Consider the following 16894-nt stretch of genomic DNA (forward strand, 5'->3'; position numbering starts at 1 on the left):
CATTGACAGAGCGGACAACGGGACGCCCGTTGATTGATAGAAGCTTGCATCACGGATCAAAGGCTCGGTCGCCAGCTGATCGGCCAAGGTTTGCAGCGGTTGGTAATTTTTGTCGACCAGCGCATCATAGGCTTGGGCACCAATTTGACGCGTCATCAACTGGGCGAGCTGATCGGTTTGCTGATAGAGTGCTTGGTACTGACGTTGGCTTAAGGTCGTACTATAGAGCATTAACGCCGCAATGGTACTGACTGCACAGATCAGAAGTCCCCACCGAGTAGTTCGCCGTAGCGTTTTGCGCGAAATTGAAAACATACCTACCTCGAAGCCGTCTTGACGGCGTAATTAGCACTGGAGCTGAATACGCTTTTTATGGTATCACAGCCGTATCTTGATTGATTCATTGACCAGGCCTCGCTTGGTAGCTGAAAGGAAAACACTGACCATGGATAAGGCAAAGCCCTTCGCAATTTACCGCGCATCAGGACTGTATCGTCGCTTTCCTACTGTTATCCACACTCATCCTTATCGCCGCCGAGATGGCGGGTGGATCCTCTTCTCGACCGATGTCAGCGCTGACCACTTAGACAGTATTACCTTTTTTACCGGCCATGAAACCTATGTGGTCGACGCGTGGCGTGTTGGCCCGTATCAGGTTTTATTAATAGGCGGTGAACTCACGCCCGATCACCGAACCGTGATTGATGCTCTCGGGCTCGATTGTGCGGATTTACGCGCATTGCCCGATTTAAGTAAGCCAGGATTGGCCGTGTTTGATATGGACTCAACCGCGATTGAGATTGAATGTATTGATCAAATTGCTGCGCTCGCAGGCGTTGGTGAGGCGGTCTCGGCGGTGACAGAGCGGGCGATGCTCGGTGAGCTGGATTTTGAGGCAAGCTTGCGTCAACGCGTTGCTGCGCTTAAAGGCACCGACGTGTCAGTCCTCGATGATGTGAAAGCCAACTTGCCGTTAATGCCGGAAATGGCCGCGTTAGTCGCAAGTTTAAAAGCACACGGTTGGTACGTGGCAATCGCTTCCGGTGGCTTCACGCACTTTTCTGACGACCTTCAGCATCAGTTAGGGCTAGACTACGCCGAATCGAACCAGCTTGGGATTCACAAGGGCACATTGACCGGAGACATGGAAGGGGCTGTTGTCGATGCCCAGCGCAAAGCGGATATTTTGACCACGCTGGCACAGCAGTACGACATTGCCCCTGAGAACACCGTGGCGGTCGGGGATGGTGCCAATGATCTGATAATGATGGACGCGGCTGGACTCGGCATTGCCTACCACGCCAAGCCAACCGTGAATGCCCGCGCACAAACTGCCGTCAAATATAGCTGGCTCGGGGGCGTGCTCTGTGTGCTATCTGCGAGCCTTCGAGCGGGGAGAATCAGTTGGCAACCCCGTTAACGGCCCAGACGCATTAACACTTCGTCGGTGACATCCACTAACTCACCGTACGCACAGAGTGAGATGAATTCATCTTCCAATTGTCGTGCCTTATGGGTGTCACGTTTGAGTAATGCAGATAATTGGGACGGGTTAATGTCTTGCTCGGCGTGGGCGAGGGAGGTCATGCGATTGCGTATAACGGCAAACGCGCCGCCTTTTTGTGCCAACTGAATGAATTTACGTCGCGCGTCGTCAGATTCAAATTCGCTATCGGCAAAGGTATGTACCGCTCGTACCTTGTCTGCTTGGATATCAACCCACACAAAGTACTCACGCACTAACTCGTTGAGTGGCTGAGAGGGTCGAGTCACTTCATGGGTTCGCGTTAAAATCTTATCGCCAAAAACCGGATAAAACGATAACTGACGTCCGCCACCCGCCCGTTCGAGAAAGCGGTGCAAGCGACTTGGTGGTAAATTAATTCCCACGGCGGACACCGACAACGCGCCGTTATCACGGCGGACAAAATAGGGCTGTACGGTCAAACGCGTCAGTAACAGCTGGTGCATCGCCCAAACCAGTGGAGGATCGGGTAAGCGTTCATCGAGTACCGTTAACTTATCCTGATTATGTTCAATCAATCGCCGCAAGTACTGTCGACGCCGGGTATTCGGCGACTCGGTGGTCAGTTTTAGCTGAATATTGTCCCTTTTCGGGCTCACTCGAATCACTTGATACGGCATATCAATCAAGGGAGCGCGCGGGTCAATATTGACAAAGGCATCGAGTGAGATGGATACGATATCATCTCTGGCCCTTGAAACGGTTGCTTGAGCGTGACGTTGAGCCCCCCAGAGGAAAAGTCAATCAGCTGCCCTTTCAGTGTCCCTTGTTCCGGATGGACCAGTGATACTTGCGAGCGATAGGCATACCTGGGTTCCCGCCGTTGAGGTTGACGATCTGACGAGATGAGCTGTGCCCGGCAAACGGGATTACGTTCATGTAAAAATCGCCGCAGTACCTGGCTCGAGCATTGAGGCTTAGGGTGTTCAAGGTAACTGCGTTTGCCGTCAGCATGGGTGACATCTTGTACCAACGCGACATGGGTCAGGGTTTTGAGGGTGTTAAGCCAATCGGGTGACACATCTTGGAGGCGTTCAATATCTGCCGCATTAATGGCAGACATCGTCACTTTAAACACGCGCCACGAGGCGCGCTTGGCGCCCAGGTGCCAAAAAAGCTGACGCGCTTCCTCGCTCATTTCACTGGAAGACGCGGAGTAGAAAAAACGCTGTTTGTTCTTTTCGACGTAAAAGCAGTAGAGCAGTAGTTGGCTGGTGGAGGCGCCGTCGAGTTGGAGTAGAGATAAACGCTCAGTATTGAACAGGTGTTGATCACCGGTTGATTACGGTTATCGTGCCAATAGGCCCAAAGGTCTTGGTTTTGCCGCGTTTGTAGCACGTATTCCAGTTTGTCTTGTGCGAAATAGAGCGGTAATACACTGGTGTGATGTAAAAATGACTGCTCGTAACTTTGTAGTTTCAACGTCAGCAGTTTGTCTTCGCCATCTTGCTTGCCGCGAAAATCAGGCGCAGTCATCTCTGCGTCTAACGCTTGTTTTATGGCATCGCTGCTGGTATCCAGCCGTAACCGTAACCAGACATTACTGGTTGACTCTTTATTTTCCTCTACCCCGATAATCCGATAACTCAGTCCTCGCTCCAGATCTGGATCGGGGTATTTTTGTGCAAGGGTGATAAAGCGCACCACCACCTCTGAGCTGGGTGGATAATCGAAAGCAGCAGGGACACGAACACGACAGCCCGAGTTCGATAAATCACTGGTCATCCCGTGCACTTCATGGCCGGTATTGAGGGTGATTAAAACTTGCGTAGCAAAATGCATGCGGCTTTCACTGCGCGATAAGTAACGGCCAAATGTTAGTTTCTCCGGAAGTAGCGCTGACTGTGACGCATCGCTGACCGGGCCTTTCCCCTGCTGTTGGCGTTGCTTTTCTTGCTCGTGCTTCACCCGAAAATTATTCGGCGTATTATGCAAATCTTCCCATAGTCCCTGGGTGAGTTGGCCGTTATACATGGGCAAGCGGTCGTAGTAGCGGTTGATCGCTACATCATCGAGCCAGTGCTTTTGGTCATGCAAGGTGTATTCGTGGCATTCTCCATCCACCTTTCCGCGTAGGTCGATAGCGCGATTGCATGGGGTCATCAGCCGTCTGATCTCCATTTTGATCAGCAGCTTAGCCGAGTTGGGCTCGTTCGCCGTCAGCTTATCGAGCAACACCTCAAATTTTGGGGTTTGGGACAGAGGAAGCAGTTGCTCAATCAGTCCCTGGTAATCATCCTGCTTCATAGCAAAGTCTGGTAAAGTATTGCCTACTTTGTTAACGGCATCTTCCTGAAAAGTGTCGGAATAATGAATAAGATAGCAATCATTTTGTGAATTGGCTGACATCATACGTATTGGAGAGCGAATGGCAAAAACAAAACGAGCCTACGTGTGTAATGACTGTGGGGCAGATTTTCCGCGTTGGCAAGGACAGTGCTCAGCATGTGGGGCGTGGAACACTATTACCGAAGTGAGACTGGCCGCCTCTCCTCAAGTTGCACGTAATGAAAAATACGCCGGTTATGCGGGCAGTGCGGAGGGAGCGGTGCAAACCTTGCAGGATATCAACTTGCAGGAAGTGCCGCGTCTGAGTAGTGGCTTTAAAGAGCTCGATCGGGTGCTAGGTGGCGGTATTGTGCCGGGAGCGGCCATCCTTATCGGCGGTAACCCTGGGGCGGGTAAAAGTACCTTGCTATTGCAAACCATGGTGGGGTTGGCGCAACACTTACCGACACTGTATATCACCGGGGAAGAATCGCTCCAACAAGTTGCAATGCGTGCTGACCGACTTGGATTGACGAAAGACAAGCTCAAACTCTTGTCTGAAACGGGGGTTGAAACCATTTGTCAGGTTGCAAAAAAAGAGCAGCCTAAGATCATGGTAATCGACTCCATCCAGGTGATGCATGTTGCTGATGTGCAATCGGCCCCCGGGAGCGTGGCGCAAGTTCGTGAATCTGCTGCCTCCTTGACCCGTTATGCCAAACAACACAATGTGGCCATTTTTATGGTCGGGCATGTGACCAAAGATGGCACATTGGCTGGCCCGAAAGTACTTGAGCATTGCGTCGACTGCTCGGTGTTACTGGATGGCACGAGCGACAGCCGTTTTCGGACGTTGCGTAGCCATAAAAACCGGTTTGGTGCGGTGAATGAGCTGGGTGTTTTTGCGATGACCGGACAGGGGCTAAAAGAAGTCAGTAATCCCTCGGCCATTTTTCTCTCTCGTGGCGAAGAACAGACCTCCGGTAGCTCAGTGATGGTGGTATGGGAAGGGACACGCCCCTTATTGGTTGAGTTACAGGCGCTGGTGGATTATTCGCAATTATCGAATCCACGCCGTGTCGCAGTGGGTTTGGAGCAAAATCGTTTAGCGCTGCTGCTGGCGGTTCTGCACAAGCACGGCGGGTTGCAAATGTCCGATCAAGATGTGTTTGTGAATGTGGTTGGCGGGGTAAAAGTCACTGAAACCAGTGCCGATCTGGCCTTGTTATTGGCTTTGATCTCAAGTTTTCGGGATCGCCCGCTACCGAGAGAGCTCGTGGTGTTTGGTGAAGTGGGGCTAGGTGGGGAAATCCGGCCGGTTCCGAGCGGCCAAGAGCGATTAATGGAAGCGGCGAAACATGGCTTTAAAAAAGCAGTGATCCCCAAAGCTAATATGCCTAAACACGCGATGGAAGGGATGGCGGTTTATGGTGTCAGTAAACTATCGGACGCTTTGGATGTGTTAGAGGATCTATAAAAAGGCGAAAAGACGCAGTGGCTGGGTCCGCCCCTGTCTTGGTGGGCGCTATCAGCGTTAAACGGGCTCAAGCGGCCTGACAGGCGTTACATAGAGGCCTTGCTTGGCACCGCCTCATTATCCGCCTCACGTTGCTGTGCAGTGCTTAACGGTGGTTTTGCGTCTGGCATATTCGCCACTTGCACCTGGGTTTCGACCAGATTCTCCACCACGGCAACTAGATGGCCCCAGCTCACGCGTTTTTCGTTTTCGAGTAAGGAATCAAACTGATCTGTACTCCATTTGATAAAGCGTCGAGGATCGAGGGCTCGGCCTAAAAAACGCACTTCATAATGTAAATGCGGACCGGTCGATAAACCGGTGTTACCTGACCAGGCAATCAGATCGCCTTTTTTCACAAATTGCCCACTACGGACGTTGAATTTATCCAAATGAGCGTAGAGTGTCATAAAGCCAAAGGCGTGGTCGATTTTGACGAAGTTGCCATACCCTTTGCGTCGACTTGGGCGAACATACTCGACGACGCCATCTGCGGGGGCATATACCGGCGTGCCAATGTCCGAAGTTAAATCTAAGCCCATGTGGAATTTTTCTTTCCCCGTGACAGGGTGAGTGCGTGAGCCATACCCCGAGGATCGTCGGTAGCTTTCAATCGGTTTCCCGTTGGGGATTAGCTGGAGCATGGTGTAGCGTACCGCCGAGTTAATCGCCGCGACATCAAGACGGTGCGTTAGTGAAGCGTCTTTCGCCACGGATTGCAGCCCGAGCATATCTTCAACTGTGACCACGCGTTGAGTAATGGCGGTAAGTTCGACATCTTTATTCTCGATCGTCTGTGAGAGCTCATCGCGCTTTTGCTGCAACATCGCCACCTCGTTATTTAAAACGACACGTTCTTGGCGCAGGCGATCGATGGCTGCTTCGGCTTCGGTTGAACGCTCAGAAAGTAAATACAAGCTGGCAAAGGTGATGGTCAGTATCGCTAATATCACTAACGCGAGGGTTTGCACCACCTTTTTGCGGGTAGGGCAAAGCGTATAGTGTTTCACCCCGTTAGGGTGTGTCACGGCAATGTGGATGTGGTCTGTCATGACTGGTTACTGCTAGCCTGCATTTTATACCGTCCATGACCGTACGGGACTAAGACTTGGGGTCCGCCATGTGGTCAGTCAATTGCGCGAGCTCGCGATGAAGTAGTTCATCATTGCCCACGTTAAGTTCAACGAGCCTTTTTAAATGACTGACGCTATCAATGTCAATGTGATCGATGTAAAGATGGAGATAATTCTTGCAGTTATTCACCAGAATGCAGTCCATGTCTAACTCTACATCCGAATCATGAAGGTAAAAAACCAGCAGAAACGCGTTGTATTCGGGATCGGCCTGCCAGTTTTCAGGACGACTGAGCAATACCCCTTTAAGTGACAGATCCAGTACCTGTGCGTGCCATTCCAGCTCGCCTTGCTTGAGTATCGCCGGCGCCCGGTACATCACGCGGGAAATTTTCTACGCTCTGGCATGATGGCATCTCCTTATTCACTGGTTTTAGTGTAGGTGATACGGGACGATCACAATAACGATTGAGTGACTAATCTCATATTTGAAACGCTTTAGTGGTCGAGTTGGGCTAGGAACAGGCGGCAATACGGTTTATCGAGACGGCGAGCGGTAAGAAAAAGGGCAGCCGATGCTGCCCTTGCTGTGGTGTATGCGTGATTATTTGACGACACGTTTGTACTTGATGCGATGTGGCTCGGCCGCTTGTGCGCCCAATGTTTTCTTCAACCAATCCGTGTATTCAGCAAAATTACCCTCAAAGAAGTTCACTTGGCCTTCATCACGATAGTCGAGAATATGGGTCGCGACACGGTCGAGGAACCAGCGGTCGTGCGAGATCACCATCGCACAGCCTGGGAACTCTAACAGTGCTTCTTCAAGCGCACGGAGCGTCTCTACGTCCAGGTCGTTAGTTGGTTCATCAAGGAGCAGCACGTTACCGCCTGCTTTTAGCAATTTGGCGAGGTGCACACGGTTACGCTCGCCGCCTGACAAGTCACCAATACGTTTTTGTTGATCACTGCCTTTAAAGTTAAAGCGAGATACATAAGCGCGTGCAGGTAACTCAAAATTATTGATGCGGATGATATCCGCCCCTTCAGAGATCTCATCGTAGACGGTGTTGTTATCATCCATGCTGTCACGGAATTGATCGACCGAGGCTAATTGCACGGTGTCGCCTACTTCAACGGTACCGGCATCTGGGGTTTCGGTACCACTTAGCATTTTGAACAGGGTTGACTTACCCGCGCCGTTAGGGCCGACAATACCGACGATCGCCCCTTTCGGCACGCTAAAGGACAAGTCATCGATCAAGACGCGATCACCAAACGACTTGGTCAGGTTGTTCACTTCAATGACTTTTTCACCCAGACGTGGGCCTGGGGGAATAAACAGCTCATTCGTCTCGTTGCGACGTTGATAATCCGTGGTGTTGAGCTCTTCAAAGCGGGCCATACGGGCTTTTGATTTCGCCTGACGGCCTTTTGGATTCTGGCGAACCCACTCAAGTTCTTTCTCAATGGTTTTCTGACGTGCTTTTTCTTGCGACGCTTCTTGTTTTAAACGCACATCTTTTTGCTCGAGCCAAGAGGAGTAGTTGCCTTCCCATGGAATGCCTTCCCCACGGTCAAGCTCAAGGATCCAGCCGGCGGCGTTATCCAAGAAGTAACGATCGTGGGTGATAGCGACCACAGTGCCAGAATAATCGACTAAGAAATGCTCAAGCCATGCGACTGATTCAGCGTCGAGGTGGTTAGTTGGCTCATCAAGCAGCAGCATGTCCGGTTTTTCGAGTAACAAACGGCAGATAGCGACACGACGACGTTCACCCCCTGAAAGGTGCTTGATTTGCGCCTCCCACTCGGGCAAACGAAGTGCGTCCGCCGCACGCTCCAACGCATTGTCGAGGTTGTGCCCATCTTTGGCCTGGATCAGTGCTTCCAGCTCACCTTGCTCTTGTGCTAAAGCATCGAAGTCGGCATCAGGTTCAGCATAGGCGGCATAGACACCGTCCAGACGCGTTAATGCCTCTTTGACGTCAGAGACCGCTTCTTCAACGGTTTCTCGGACGGTTTTTTCTTCATCCAGTTTCGGCTCTTGTGGGAGGTACCCGATTTTGATCCCGGATTGCACACGGGCTTCGCCCTCAATCTCGTATCGATACCGGCCATAATGCGCAATAGGCTCGATTTACCGGCCCCATTTAGACCCAGTACCCCAATTTTGGCACCTGGGAAGAAACACAAAGAAATATCTTTAAGAATTTGACGCTTAGGTGGCACGATCTTGCTCACCTGCGACATGGTATATACGTACTCAGCCATTTCCGCTCACGTTAATCGTTGTGGTGTGAAAAACGCTATTCTAACGTTAACTTTGCCAAGTTTAACAGTGATTGTCATATTCGATCGCTAATATAGCGAGACGTGCCGACAAACCGCTCGGACCCCCTCAGGGAATTTGCAGGTTGGGTTGTTGTCTACTCGATGTCACATACAATCAGTGTCACATACAATAGGAGCGAACTTTGACATGGAACGATTCATCGCCGTATCCGGGCCTCTTAAGTCAGCATGTCGTGCGGCTTTTCATCACGCCCGTGCCTTCTTCCCCCTATTGGTATCAGGGGTCGTGTTGATCTCAAGCTTATCGGTGCCGATGGCTGAGGCCTCCGCAAGCCCAGGAAGTGGTCAAATGACTCCCCAGCAGCGCCAGTATGAAGCGGCAATCGATGCGATTGAACGCGGCGACTTACACCAGTTTCACCGATTAAAAGCACAACTGCGTGATTATCCTTTGTACCCGTATCTCGATTACCGTGATTTCACCCGCAACCTTGCCAAAAAGTCGCACACTTCCGTCACGAATTTTATTCAGCGCTATGCCACGATGCCATTCGCGAATAGTTTGCGTGCAGATTATCTCACTTTGCTGGCGGACCGGAGGGATTGGAAAACCTTGGTCGCGTTTCAGCCTGACGTACCTCGCGGTGAGCGATATCAGTGTCAATATTATTATGCGCATAGCCAAGCAGGCAATCAGGCGCTAGCCCGCAGTGGCGCGAAATCTTTGTATTTATCGGGCCAATCGGTTGATGATCGTTGCGATCCCTTATTTGGCTTTTTATCTGAACAAGGATTGCTGACGGGTGATCTCATTTTACAGCGCATGTTATTAACGTTCGAGGCACGTAACCGCAACTTAATGCGTTATTTGTTACGCCAGTTACCCGATTCGGATGGTGCGGTTGGTGAGCAGGTGTTGGACTTATATGACCAACCCGAACAAGTGGCTGACTTTTCCAAGCGCAGTAGAGTGACCCCTTTTAATCAAAAGCTCACCCGTCTGACGTTTGAACGTTTAGCGCGTAAAGATGAAGCGCAAGCTATTCGCCATTTTCGCCGCTCAGTTGAGGGTCAGCATTACGATGAACGAGAACGACAAGAGATTGCCGATTACTTGATTGGCCAATTAATGAATGATGATGAGCCAGCGCTAGCGGGGTGGCGAGATCGCATGCTGCGTCAAAGTAGTGATGATGGCCTATTAGAACGACGCTTTCGCCTAGCCCTAGTAGAGGGGGATTGGTACGCGCTTAACCAATGGCTCTCATTGCTCAGCGACGAGGCGAAGCAGTCTTTAAAATGGCGATATTGGCAAGCGAGGCTCAAGCTGGAGCTTGGTGATAGCACGTCAGCCAACCAAGCGTTTGCCACCATGCTCGGTGAGCGTAACTTCTACAGCGTGGCAGCGGCGCAGCATTTAGATAAATCCATTGCGATACCTTCACGTACCGCCGTGTTAAAAGAAGCAGGGTTAATGCCTGTCAATGATGTGCTGGCGCGAGTGGATGAGTTGATTGCCTTAGATAAAGTTTATGCGGCCAAGCGTGAATGGTATTATGTATTGCAACGCGCCAGTGATGAACAAATTGCATTACTGGCGGCTTATGCAAACAAAAATCATTGGTATCATTTAGCCGTTCAAGCCACGATTGCCGGAAAAATGTGGGATCACTTGCCACTTCGTTTTCCTCTTGCGCATCAGTGGTGGTTTGAATTTTTCAGTCGCGAGCGTGGCGTAGACAAAACCACACTGATGGCTTTATCGCGTCAAGAGAGCGCCTTTTTTACTCGCGCGGTGTCTCATGTGGGCGCAAGAGGTCTAATGCAGTTAATGCCCCGCACGGCACGCGAAACCTCTCGTCAGTTAGGGTTTGATTACCAAGGCCCTGCTAGCTTAAGTGATCCGGGAGTGAATATTCGCCTCGGTAGCGGTTACTTAAAAATGATGCTGGATCGCTTTGACAGTAATCGCATCTTGGCATTTGCTGCCTATAACGCGGGCCCACATCGGGTGACGCGTTGGTTGGAGCGATCACAAGGACATATGGATGCGATTGCCTTTATTGAATCGATTCCGTTTTACGAGACGCGGCACTATGTGCAGAACGTATTGATGTTCGATATTTATTATCGTCAGCTGTTAGGTGAGCCGGTGCAATTTTTAAGTGCGCACGAGCTGGCTCAGCGCTATTAATGTTATCATTGCCGTTATCACGTAAAGAGCGAGAGGAAACCATGTCGCAATCGCCTGCATTCTCTGGTTGGCAAGATGTTATTTCTTTGGTGCGTTTAGCCGGAAAAGACGATAACGATGATGCATTGCTGACGGCACTATTAACCCCTGACGAGCGAGATACGTTGGTTGCCCGAATCAATATTTTGCATGAGTTATTAGAGGGAAGGATGAGTCAGCGTCAACTGAGTCAGTTGCTGGGGGTGGGGATCGCAACGGTGACCCGAGGCTCAAACGAATTAAAGCGGATGGATGAGGAGACCAAAATCTGGCTCGCCGATTTGCTCAAGCGCGAGGCGGAGCAAACACGCTCTTGATCGCCCGTCTATCCCACTAAAAACGGCGCCCACGGGCGCCGTTTTTGCTTCTAGGCTGTTAACGATAAAGATGCGGATGCATAAATGGGATCAGCGCCATGATCAAGCTTGATGATAAACGCTGGAACGCGTTAATCGGTGGCCGGTTAGCATGCCAATCGCCCCGCCTTTTTGTTTCACATTGTGCTGGCTAAACATCCTATCCATCACATCACCGAGTTCCTCGCCTTGATGCAATGCATTGAGCGCTTCCGGCGGAAGAGGAAGCGATGCTGAGCGTGCTTCGCCTCGCATATCGTCTTGAGCAATGACCATCCAAGCAAAGGTATGTTGGCCATCTAGGCCCGCTTCTATCCCCACAAAATAATCCCCTTGATAGCGGTCTTGCGCGTGCTTAACTCGATTGCATGCGCCTGAATAGGTTTCTTGTTCGGTCATGGGTTGTTCGGCGACATCACTGGGGACAGACACCCCGGTAAACGTGAAGTCGGTGTTGGGAAAGGCGTCATAAAATGCTGCTTTGACGGCAGAGATTTTGGCTGGGTTTTGTGAGGTGATGATTACGTGGGTCATATGCCCTAGCGCTCCTTATCGTGTGGGTAGGCGCGCTGCAGTATACGCCAGCGTAAAGGCAAACGCAGCATTCCTATAATGCTACTGGCATCATTGGCTTGCGTTACTTCATTTAAGCCAATTCGCATATCCTGGTGGCCTTTGTGAGGCTGGGCGACATAAGTCTTGAACCAGCGATCCCAGCAAGACAAATTAAAGCCATAGTTGGCATTACATTCATGAAAGCGGGTGGAATGGTGAACGCGATGCATATCGGGCGTGACGACGATACGGCGCAGCCAGTCATCTAAACGCAGCGGTAAACGGACGTTGCTGTGGTTAAACATCGCCATGCTGCTTAATACGGTTTCAAACAGAATCACACCTAAAACAGGCGCGCCTAACAAGGCCACCAGTGCACATTTTATCGCCATCGAAAGCCAAATCTCGACGGTGTGAAAGCGTGCCCCAGTGGTGACATCAATATCCATGTCGGCATGGTGAACCAAATGCAATCGCCATAACCAAGGGAGTTCATGGAATAGCTTGTGTTGATACCAAATCGCCAAATCCATCACGATCAGCGTGAGGATTACCGTCGCCCAAAGCGGCAAAGAGAACTGATTAAGCAGTCCCCACCCTGATTCATCGACAAGGCTGGCAACACCAACTGCTGAGAGCGGTGCCAGTAGCCGAAGCGTTAGCGTATTAAACGCGGTGAGTGTAATATTGCCCCGCCAGCGTTCACGTCGAGTACGAGTTAATTGACGTTTGGGCCATTGCCACTCGGCGACCAGCATGATCACGAGTACGAGCACGAATAGGCCAAGTCGAAATCCCGCTTCATGTGTTTCAATCCAGTTCATTATCGCTCCTTGTTTGCCCTCATAGTACGCGATAACGAGACAAGACGTTTAGTCAGCCAGCAATAATTGTCGGATGGGTTACGATGGTCGGCGGGGCAGCATCAATCGATTGATGGTTGGGTATAGGCTCGGGGATTCTTTCACATCACAGGCTTTGAATACAAATGTAACGGGAACGTTAAACTTGCAGGCCCTGTTCAACGAATTAGATTACCTGCTCTAAAGTTTAAGCTCGAGATCACGTTAATACTAATCGCCTGTTTCTATTGAGATTATTTCTTTTTACTAATAATGAGTCTCTCAGAACCGAGACATATCTCGTTAGTGTAAAAAGGAATGATAAATGCACAAACACAGCTCTCTTGCGCTGATTATCGGCGCACTTTTCCACACCTCTGGGGCGTGGGCGATGGCACAAGTGCCCGATCCCGTTGAGCCCCCTACCGATCCTGATCCGCAAGCTTGTGTGGTATTAACAGGCAATGAGCCGGTTGATATTGGACGTACCAGTGCCGACCGCTGCTTACCAGGAGATGATCCTTTCACGGCTGAACAGTGGCATTTGCTTAATAGTGGCCAGAATGCGTTTGCACGAGAAGGTGGTCAACCGGGCAATGATTTAAACCTTTGGTGGGCACATCGACAAGATATTTTAGGCCAAAACGTCAATGTTGCCGTGGTTGATGATGGTTTAGAAGTTGCACATCCAGATCTGGTGGCTAATGTGCGTGCAGGAAAATCTTACGATTTTGTTGACCGCGATGACGATCCGACACCAGAGGGATGGAGCAGTCGTAATACGGCCCACGGTACCTCGGTAGCGGGCATTATCGCGGCTGTTCGCGACAACGGCCTCGGTGGTATGGGGGTCGCACCGCTTGCCAATCTACAAGGCTATAATTACCTTGCATACCAAAGCCAAAAAGCGTGGGAAATCAGTCACGGCCGCGAAGGCTACTCGGATGATGTCCGCGTATTCAACCAGAGTTATGGTGGCTCTGGTGTGCGTAGCTATTCGTACAGCGATGATCCGATGAGCTATGATGGTCGTCAAAACGCTCAGTACAAAAAAATGAGCACGAACGCCTTTGGCGGATTGGGCGCAGTCTTTATCAAATCGGCGGGCAATGGCTACAGTCGCACCTCGTTTAATCGAGAGCGACTTGGCCTGTGGGGGATAATGATGGATTGCCATGGCAAAACAGCAACCAATCCTCGAGTAATGCTAACTATTGGAATGTGACTGTCAGTGCGTTGAATGCGGATGGCAAGCGCTCGTCGTATTCGTCGGTCGGCAGCAACGTATTCTTGACAGCCCCAGGAGGCGAGTACGGTACCAATAAACCCGCGCATATCACCACAGATTTGACCGGTTGTACCATGGGTACAATCGCGACGATCGCATCCCTTATGATTCACACGACCTTCACGGTGGCACGGACATCGACAATACCTGTGACTTTAACAGTGTGATGAACGGCACATCATCGGCTGCACCAAACACCTCGGGTGCGTTCGCGCTACTCATATCGGCCTATCCGAACCTTTCCCAGCGTGATATTCGCCATCTGTTAGCGACGACGGCGACTCGTGTGGATACGAATAGTGATGATATACGCTTAAGCTACCAAACGGCACAAGGGCAGACTCGCACTGTCACGGGACTAGAAGGTTGGCAACAAAACGCGGCCGATCGTTGGTATAGCCCAACTTATGGGTTTGGATTAATTGATGTTAATGCGGCGCTTGAGGCGGCAGAAACGTATCAACCTTTGCCTGAGCAAGTGTTTACGGATTGGGCTTGGTCTTATCACAACCAAAATGGTGACACAGGGCTCGCAATTGCTGACGGAGGAACAGCCTCAACCGCCGATAGTGTACGAGTGACAGATAACCTCACTATTGAGGCGGTGCAAGTACGTAGCTCAATTGATCATAGCCGTATGTCCGATCTGTTGCTCGAGCTCGAATCGCCATCTGGCACACGCAGCGTGCTTATGTCGCCGCGTAACAGCATGTTATCGAATGTGCTGGATAGCACTTATCCAGAGGGTTTTACCGATCACTTAATGCTTAGCCATAAATTCAATAGCGAAAGTTCAGCGGGTCAATGGACGTTACATGTTACTGATACCGATGGTGAAACACGTCAATACAGCTTGGGAGGGGAAGTGAAATCCCTACCAATAACAGCGCTGATGGCAAACTAATGCAATGGTCATTGCGTGTCATTGGTCATCGCGGTTAATAGGAGAAAAGTATGAAAAAGTTAATCACAGCACTTGCCGCGATGGCGCTGACGATGGGCGTTAGTGCCGCTACGGTTGAATTAAATGGCGAGCGCTATGTCGTGGTGGATACGGCAGATAATGGTCGTAACATGAATGGTGAGCAAATAGGCGTAATGGTGGGAGATAAAGTGGCTTTGTCTACCCAGAGCACACCATTAACGGTGACTGGCTCGATTTTGGTGAAAGCGAGTGAGGTACAAGCCGACCAACTCGCGGATCAATATGGTTTGGAGCTAGTGAGTTATATGGATGGAGTCGCACTACTTGAAGCGAACCCGGGCGTGAATGTATTGGCGTTGGAAAAAGCACTCAATCAATCGCTCGATACCCCGGTAAACCTCGAACTTAATCCCCAAAATCAACAACCACAGTAATATGTAAAGTGCATCGCCCGCCAATGTCTGGCGGGCTTTCATGCTTCAACCAATTATTTTGTTACTAGTTATTCCAGAATGTTCATAATTTTTACATGAGCTTAGGGGCTCCCCTTGTTATTATTTTCCGCCATTAAACCCCAATAAATCAGACAGGTCATCAGCATGCAGACGCCGTCTGCAGCGAGGGAAAAACGATGTGGAAAAAAATAAAACATTCTTTGCCATTGCAAATAGCACTGGCGGCGGCGCTGGCCTGGCTAGCGGGAACGCTATTTGGCCCCATTGAGAACGCAGAGCAAACCACCTGGTATTCGTTACTCATGCTTGCCAAGGTCGGCTATATTGGCCTTTTGAAAGCCGTAGTTGGTGTGATGATATTGCTCTCATTATTGGAGGGGATCAGTAATATTGGCAACGTGGTACGCTTAAAACGTCTAGGCGGTGCCACGCTTTTGTTCTACGGCTTTACCACGACGATTGCTATCACCATTGGCCTTGGTGCCGCACTCCTGATGCCAGAATGGCAACCGCTAACCAATGCACCACCGGTCGATGAGAGCATTAGCTTTATCAACCAAGAGGCAGCGGGTGCGGGAGCGATTGCTACCAAACTCGTCAACATGGCCTTGGTGAATCCCATTGAAGCGTTGAGTAGCGGTAACTTGCTGGCGATCGTGGTGTTTACGATTTTATTCGGCATTTCATTGATCGTGCGTTGCCGGAAAAACACCCGTTATTTGATACCATCCGTGGTTTAAACCAAGGCATTAATACGCTGGTGGCCGGGATCATCAAACTGGCGCCTTTTGCCGTTTTTGCAATTGTTTTTCAATTTTCGCATCAAGGAGACAATGACCTATTTGGTCAGTTGTTTAGCTTCGCGGCTTTAGTCTTTGCACTAACGATGGTACATGGTGTGATTGTGCTGCCACTGATCGCACGTGTCGCGGGAGGAATCGGTTTTATCGCCTTATTCCGCGCGATTTCTGCGCCACTTGCAATGGCGTTCGCCACCTCATCAAGCGCGGCAACACTGCCGGTGTCTATGCAGGCGGCAAAAGAAGAGCTAAAGGTAACCCCATCGACTGCCAGTATGGTACTGCCGTTAGGCGCGGTGATGAACATGGATGGCACCGCGCTGTTTGAAGGGATTGCAGCTGTTTTTTTGGCACAATTGTTTGGCATTGACCTGTCTACCACGGGCATTGTAATGATCTTTATTATGGCCATGGTGTCATCGGTTGGCGCGCCGGGTATGCCATCAGGCTCAATGTCTGGCATGCAGTTGGTGCTACTGGCTGCAGGGATTCCGCTTGAAGCCATTGCTATCTTGCTGATCATTGAGCGTCCGCTCGATACCTTCCGCACCGCGGTCAACGTGCAAGGCGACCTGATTGGTGCCACGGTGATCGATAAATGGCAAAAGCGTTTTGGTTAGTCAAAGAAAGGGAACTCGGTTAGCCTTGCCTAGATAAATAGATAAATAGATAAATAGATAAATAGATAAATAGATAAATAGATAAATAGATAAATAGAGAATGGGAAGGGCTATGTTATTTAAACACTGCAGGCAAAAGGCAGTGA

At 50.4% G+C, this 16894-nt stretch carries 14 protein-coding genes and 3 pseudogenes; 8 read left to right on the plus strand and 9 right to left on the minus strand.

Translation table 11 applies throughout. The annotated features are described in order from the left end of the window. On the minus strand, positions 1-315 hold a 315-nt coding region (locus DZ54_RS0113820), incomplete at its 3' end, for an AhpA/YtjB family protein (protein WP_205619408.1). Positions 316-445: 130 nt separating this feature from the next. On the opposite strand from DZ54_RS0113820, the gene serB reads away from it, so the two are divergent. Then, positions 446-1420: a phosphoserine phosphatase gene (gene serB, locus DZ54_RS0113825; RefSeq protein WP_025674696.1), complete on the plus strand. Its 975-nt coding sequence runs from the start codon at positions 446-448 to the stop codon at positions 1418-1420. Here the strand turns inward: serB and DZ54_RS23670 are convergent. The 3 genes from DZ54_RS23670 to DZ54_RS23680 are packed head-to-tail and all read right to left on the minus strand — an operon-like array spanning position 1417 to position 3772. Then, positions 1417-2124 carry a hypothetical protein gene (locus DZ54_RS23670; protein WP_128080533.1) on the minus strand — a complete coding sequence of 236 codons (708 nt, stop codon included), beginning with the start codon at positions 2122-2124 and terminating at the stop codon, positions 1417-1419. The two genes, serB and DZ54_RS23670, sit on opposite strands and share 4 nt — an antisense overlap. Positions 2125-2150: 26 nt before the next feature. Further along, complete coding sequence (locus tag DZ54_RS23675) at positions 2151-2663, minus strand: PilZ domain-containing protein (protein ID WP_051416034.1); 513 nt, start codon at positions 2661-2663, stop codon at positions 2151-2153. Continuing rightward, positions 2660-3772 carry a PilZ domain-containing protein gene (locus tag DZ54_RS23680; RefSeq protein ID WP_164831600.1) on the minus strand — a complete coding sequence of 371 codons (1113 nt, stop codon included), beginning with the start codon at positions 3770-3772 and terminating at the stop codon, positions 2660-2662. The genes DZ54_RS23675 and DZ54_RS23680 overlap by 4 nt, the downstream gene beginning before the upstream one ends. 121 nt (positions 3773-3893) lie before the next feature. Between DZ54_RS23680 and radA the strand changes: the two genes are divergently transcribed. Further along, complete coding sequence (gene radA / locus DZ54_RS0113835; RefSeq protein WP_025674698.1) at positions 3894-5270, plus strand: DNA repair protein RadA; 1377 nt, start codon at positions 3894-3896, stop codon at positions 5268-5270. An 86-nt stretch (positions 5271-5356) separates the two neighbouring features. Here the strand turns inward: radA and DZ54_RS0113840 are convergent, their stop codons facing one another. From DZ54_RS0113840 to ettA, 3 genes and pseudogenes are all read right to left on the minus strand, one after another. Next, positions 5357-6361, minus strand: a complete 1005-nt coding sequence (locus DZ54_RS0113840) for a M23 family metallopeptidase (RefSeq protein WP_025674700.1) — start codon at positions 6359-6361, stop codon at positions 5357-5359. 49 nt (positions 6362-6410) lie between these two features. After that, positions 6411-6761 carry a PilZ domain-containing protein gene (locus tag DZ54_RS0113845; RefSeq protein ID WP_037354595.1) on the minus strand — a complete coding sequence of 117 codons (351 nt, stop codon included), beginning with the start codon at positions 6759-6761 and terminating at the stop codon, positions 6411-6413. Positions 6762-6986: 225 nt separating this feature from the next. Beyond that, positions 6987-8653: pseudogene (gene ettA, locus DZ54_RS21900) on the minus strand (energy-dependent translational throttle protein EttA). 208 nt (positions 8654-8861) lie between these two features. Here ettA and sltY point away from each other — a divergent pair. Further along, the gene (sltY, locus tag DZ54_RS0113855; protein WP_025674706.1) at positions 8862-10868 is read left to right on the plus strand and encodes a murein transglycosylase; all 2007 of its coding nucleotides are present in this window, start codon (positions 8862-8864) and stop codon (positions 10866-10868) included. Positions 10869-10909: 41 nt separating this feature from the next. Beyond that, the gene (gene trpR, locus DZ54_RS0113860) at positions 10910-11224 is read left to right on the plus strand and encodes a trp operon repressor (protein ID WP_025674708.1); all 315 of its coding nucleotides are present in this window, start codon (positions 10910-10912) and stop codon (positions 11222-11224) included. A gap of 58 nt (positions 11225-11282) precedes the next feature. Here the strand turns inward: trpR and yjjX are convergent. Together yjjX and DZ54_RS0113870 are read right to left on the minus strand one after the other, a co-directional pair. Next, positions 11283-11797, minus strand: a pseudogene (gene yjjX, locus DZ54_RS21905) (inosine/xanthosine triphosphatase). 5 nt (positions 11798-11802) lie between these two features. Continuing rightward, on the minus strand, positions 11803-12642 hold the full coding sequence (locus DZ54_RS0113870) for a sterol desaturase family protein (RefSeq protein WP_240472758.1): 840 nt from the start codon (positions 12640-12642) through the stop codon (positions 11803-11805). Between the two features lie 343 nt (positions 12643-12985). On the opposite strand from DZ54_RS0113870, the gene DZ54_RS25565 reads away from it, so the two are divergent. The 4 genes and pseudogenes from DZ54_RS25565 to DZ54_RS21915 all read left to right on the plus strand — a co-directional run bounded on the left by DZ54_RS25565 (position 12986) and on the right by DZ54_RS21915 (position 16748). Beyond that, entirely contained in the window at positions 12986-13885 is a 900-nt protein-coding gene (locus DZ54_RS25565; protein WP_205619409.1) for a S8 family serine peptidase, read from the plus strand. A 130-nt stretch (positions 13886-14015) separates the two neighbouring features. Then, entirely contained in the window at positions 14016-14852 is an 837-nt protein-coding gene (locus DZ54_RS25570; protein WP_205619410.1) for a proprotein convertase P-domain-containing protein, read from the plus strand. Positions 14853-14902: 50 nt separating this feature from the next. Further along, positions 14903-15307 carry a hypothetical protein gene (locus DZ54_RS0113880; protein ID WP_025674711.1) on the plus strand — a complete coding sequence of 135 codons (405 nt, stop codon included), beginning with the start codon at positions 14903-14905 and terminating at the stop codon, positions 15305-15307. Positions 15308-15504: 197 nt separating this feature from the next. Further along, positions 15505-16748 (plus strand): annotated as a pseudogene (locus tag DZ54_RS21915) (dicarboxylate/amino acid:cation symporter). The last annotated feature ends 146 nt before the right edge of the window (positions 16749-16894 follow it).

This window comes from Salinivibrio socompensis S35 (genome assembly GCF_000513715.1).
In the GTDB taxonomy this organism is placed as follows: Bacteria; Pseudomonadota; Gammaproteobacteria; order Enterobacterales; family Vibrionaceae; genus Salinivibrio; species Salinivibrio socompensis.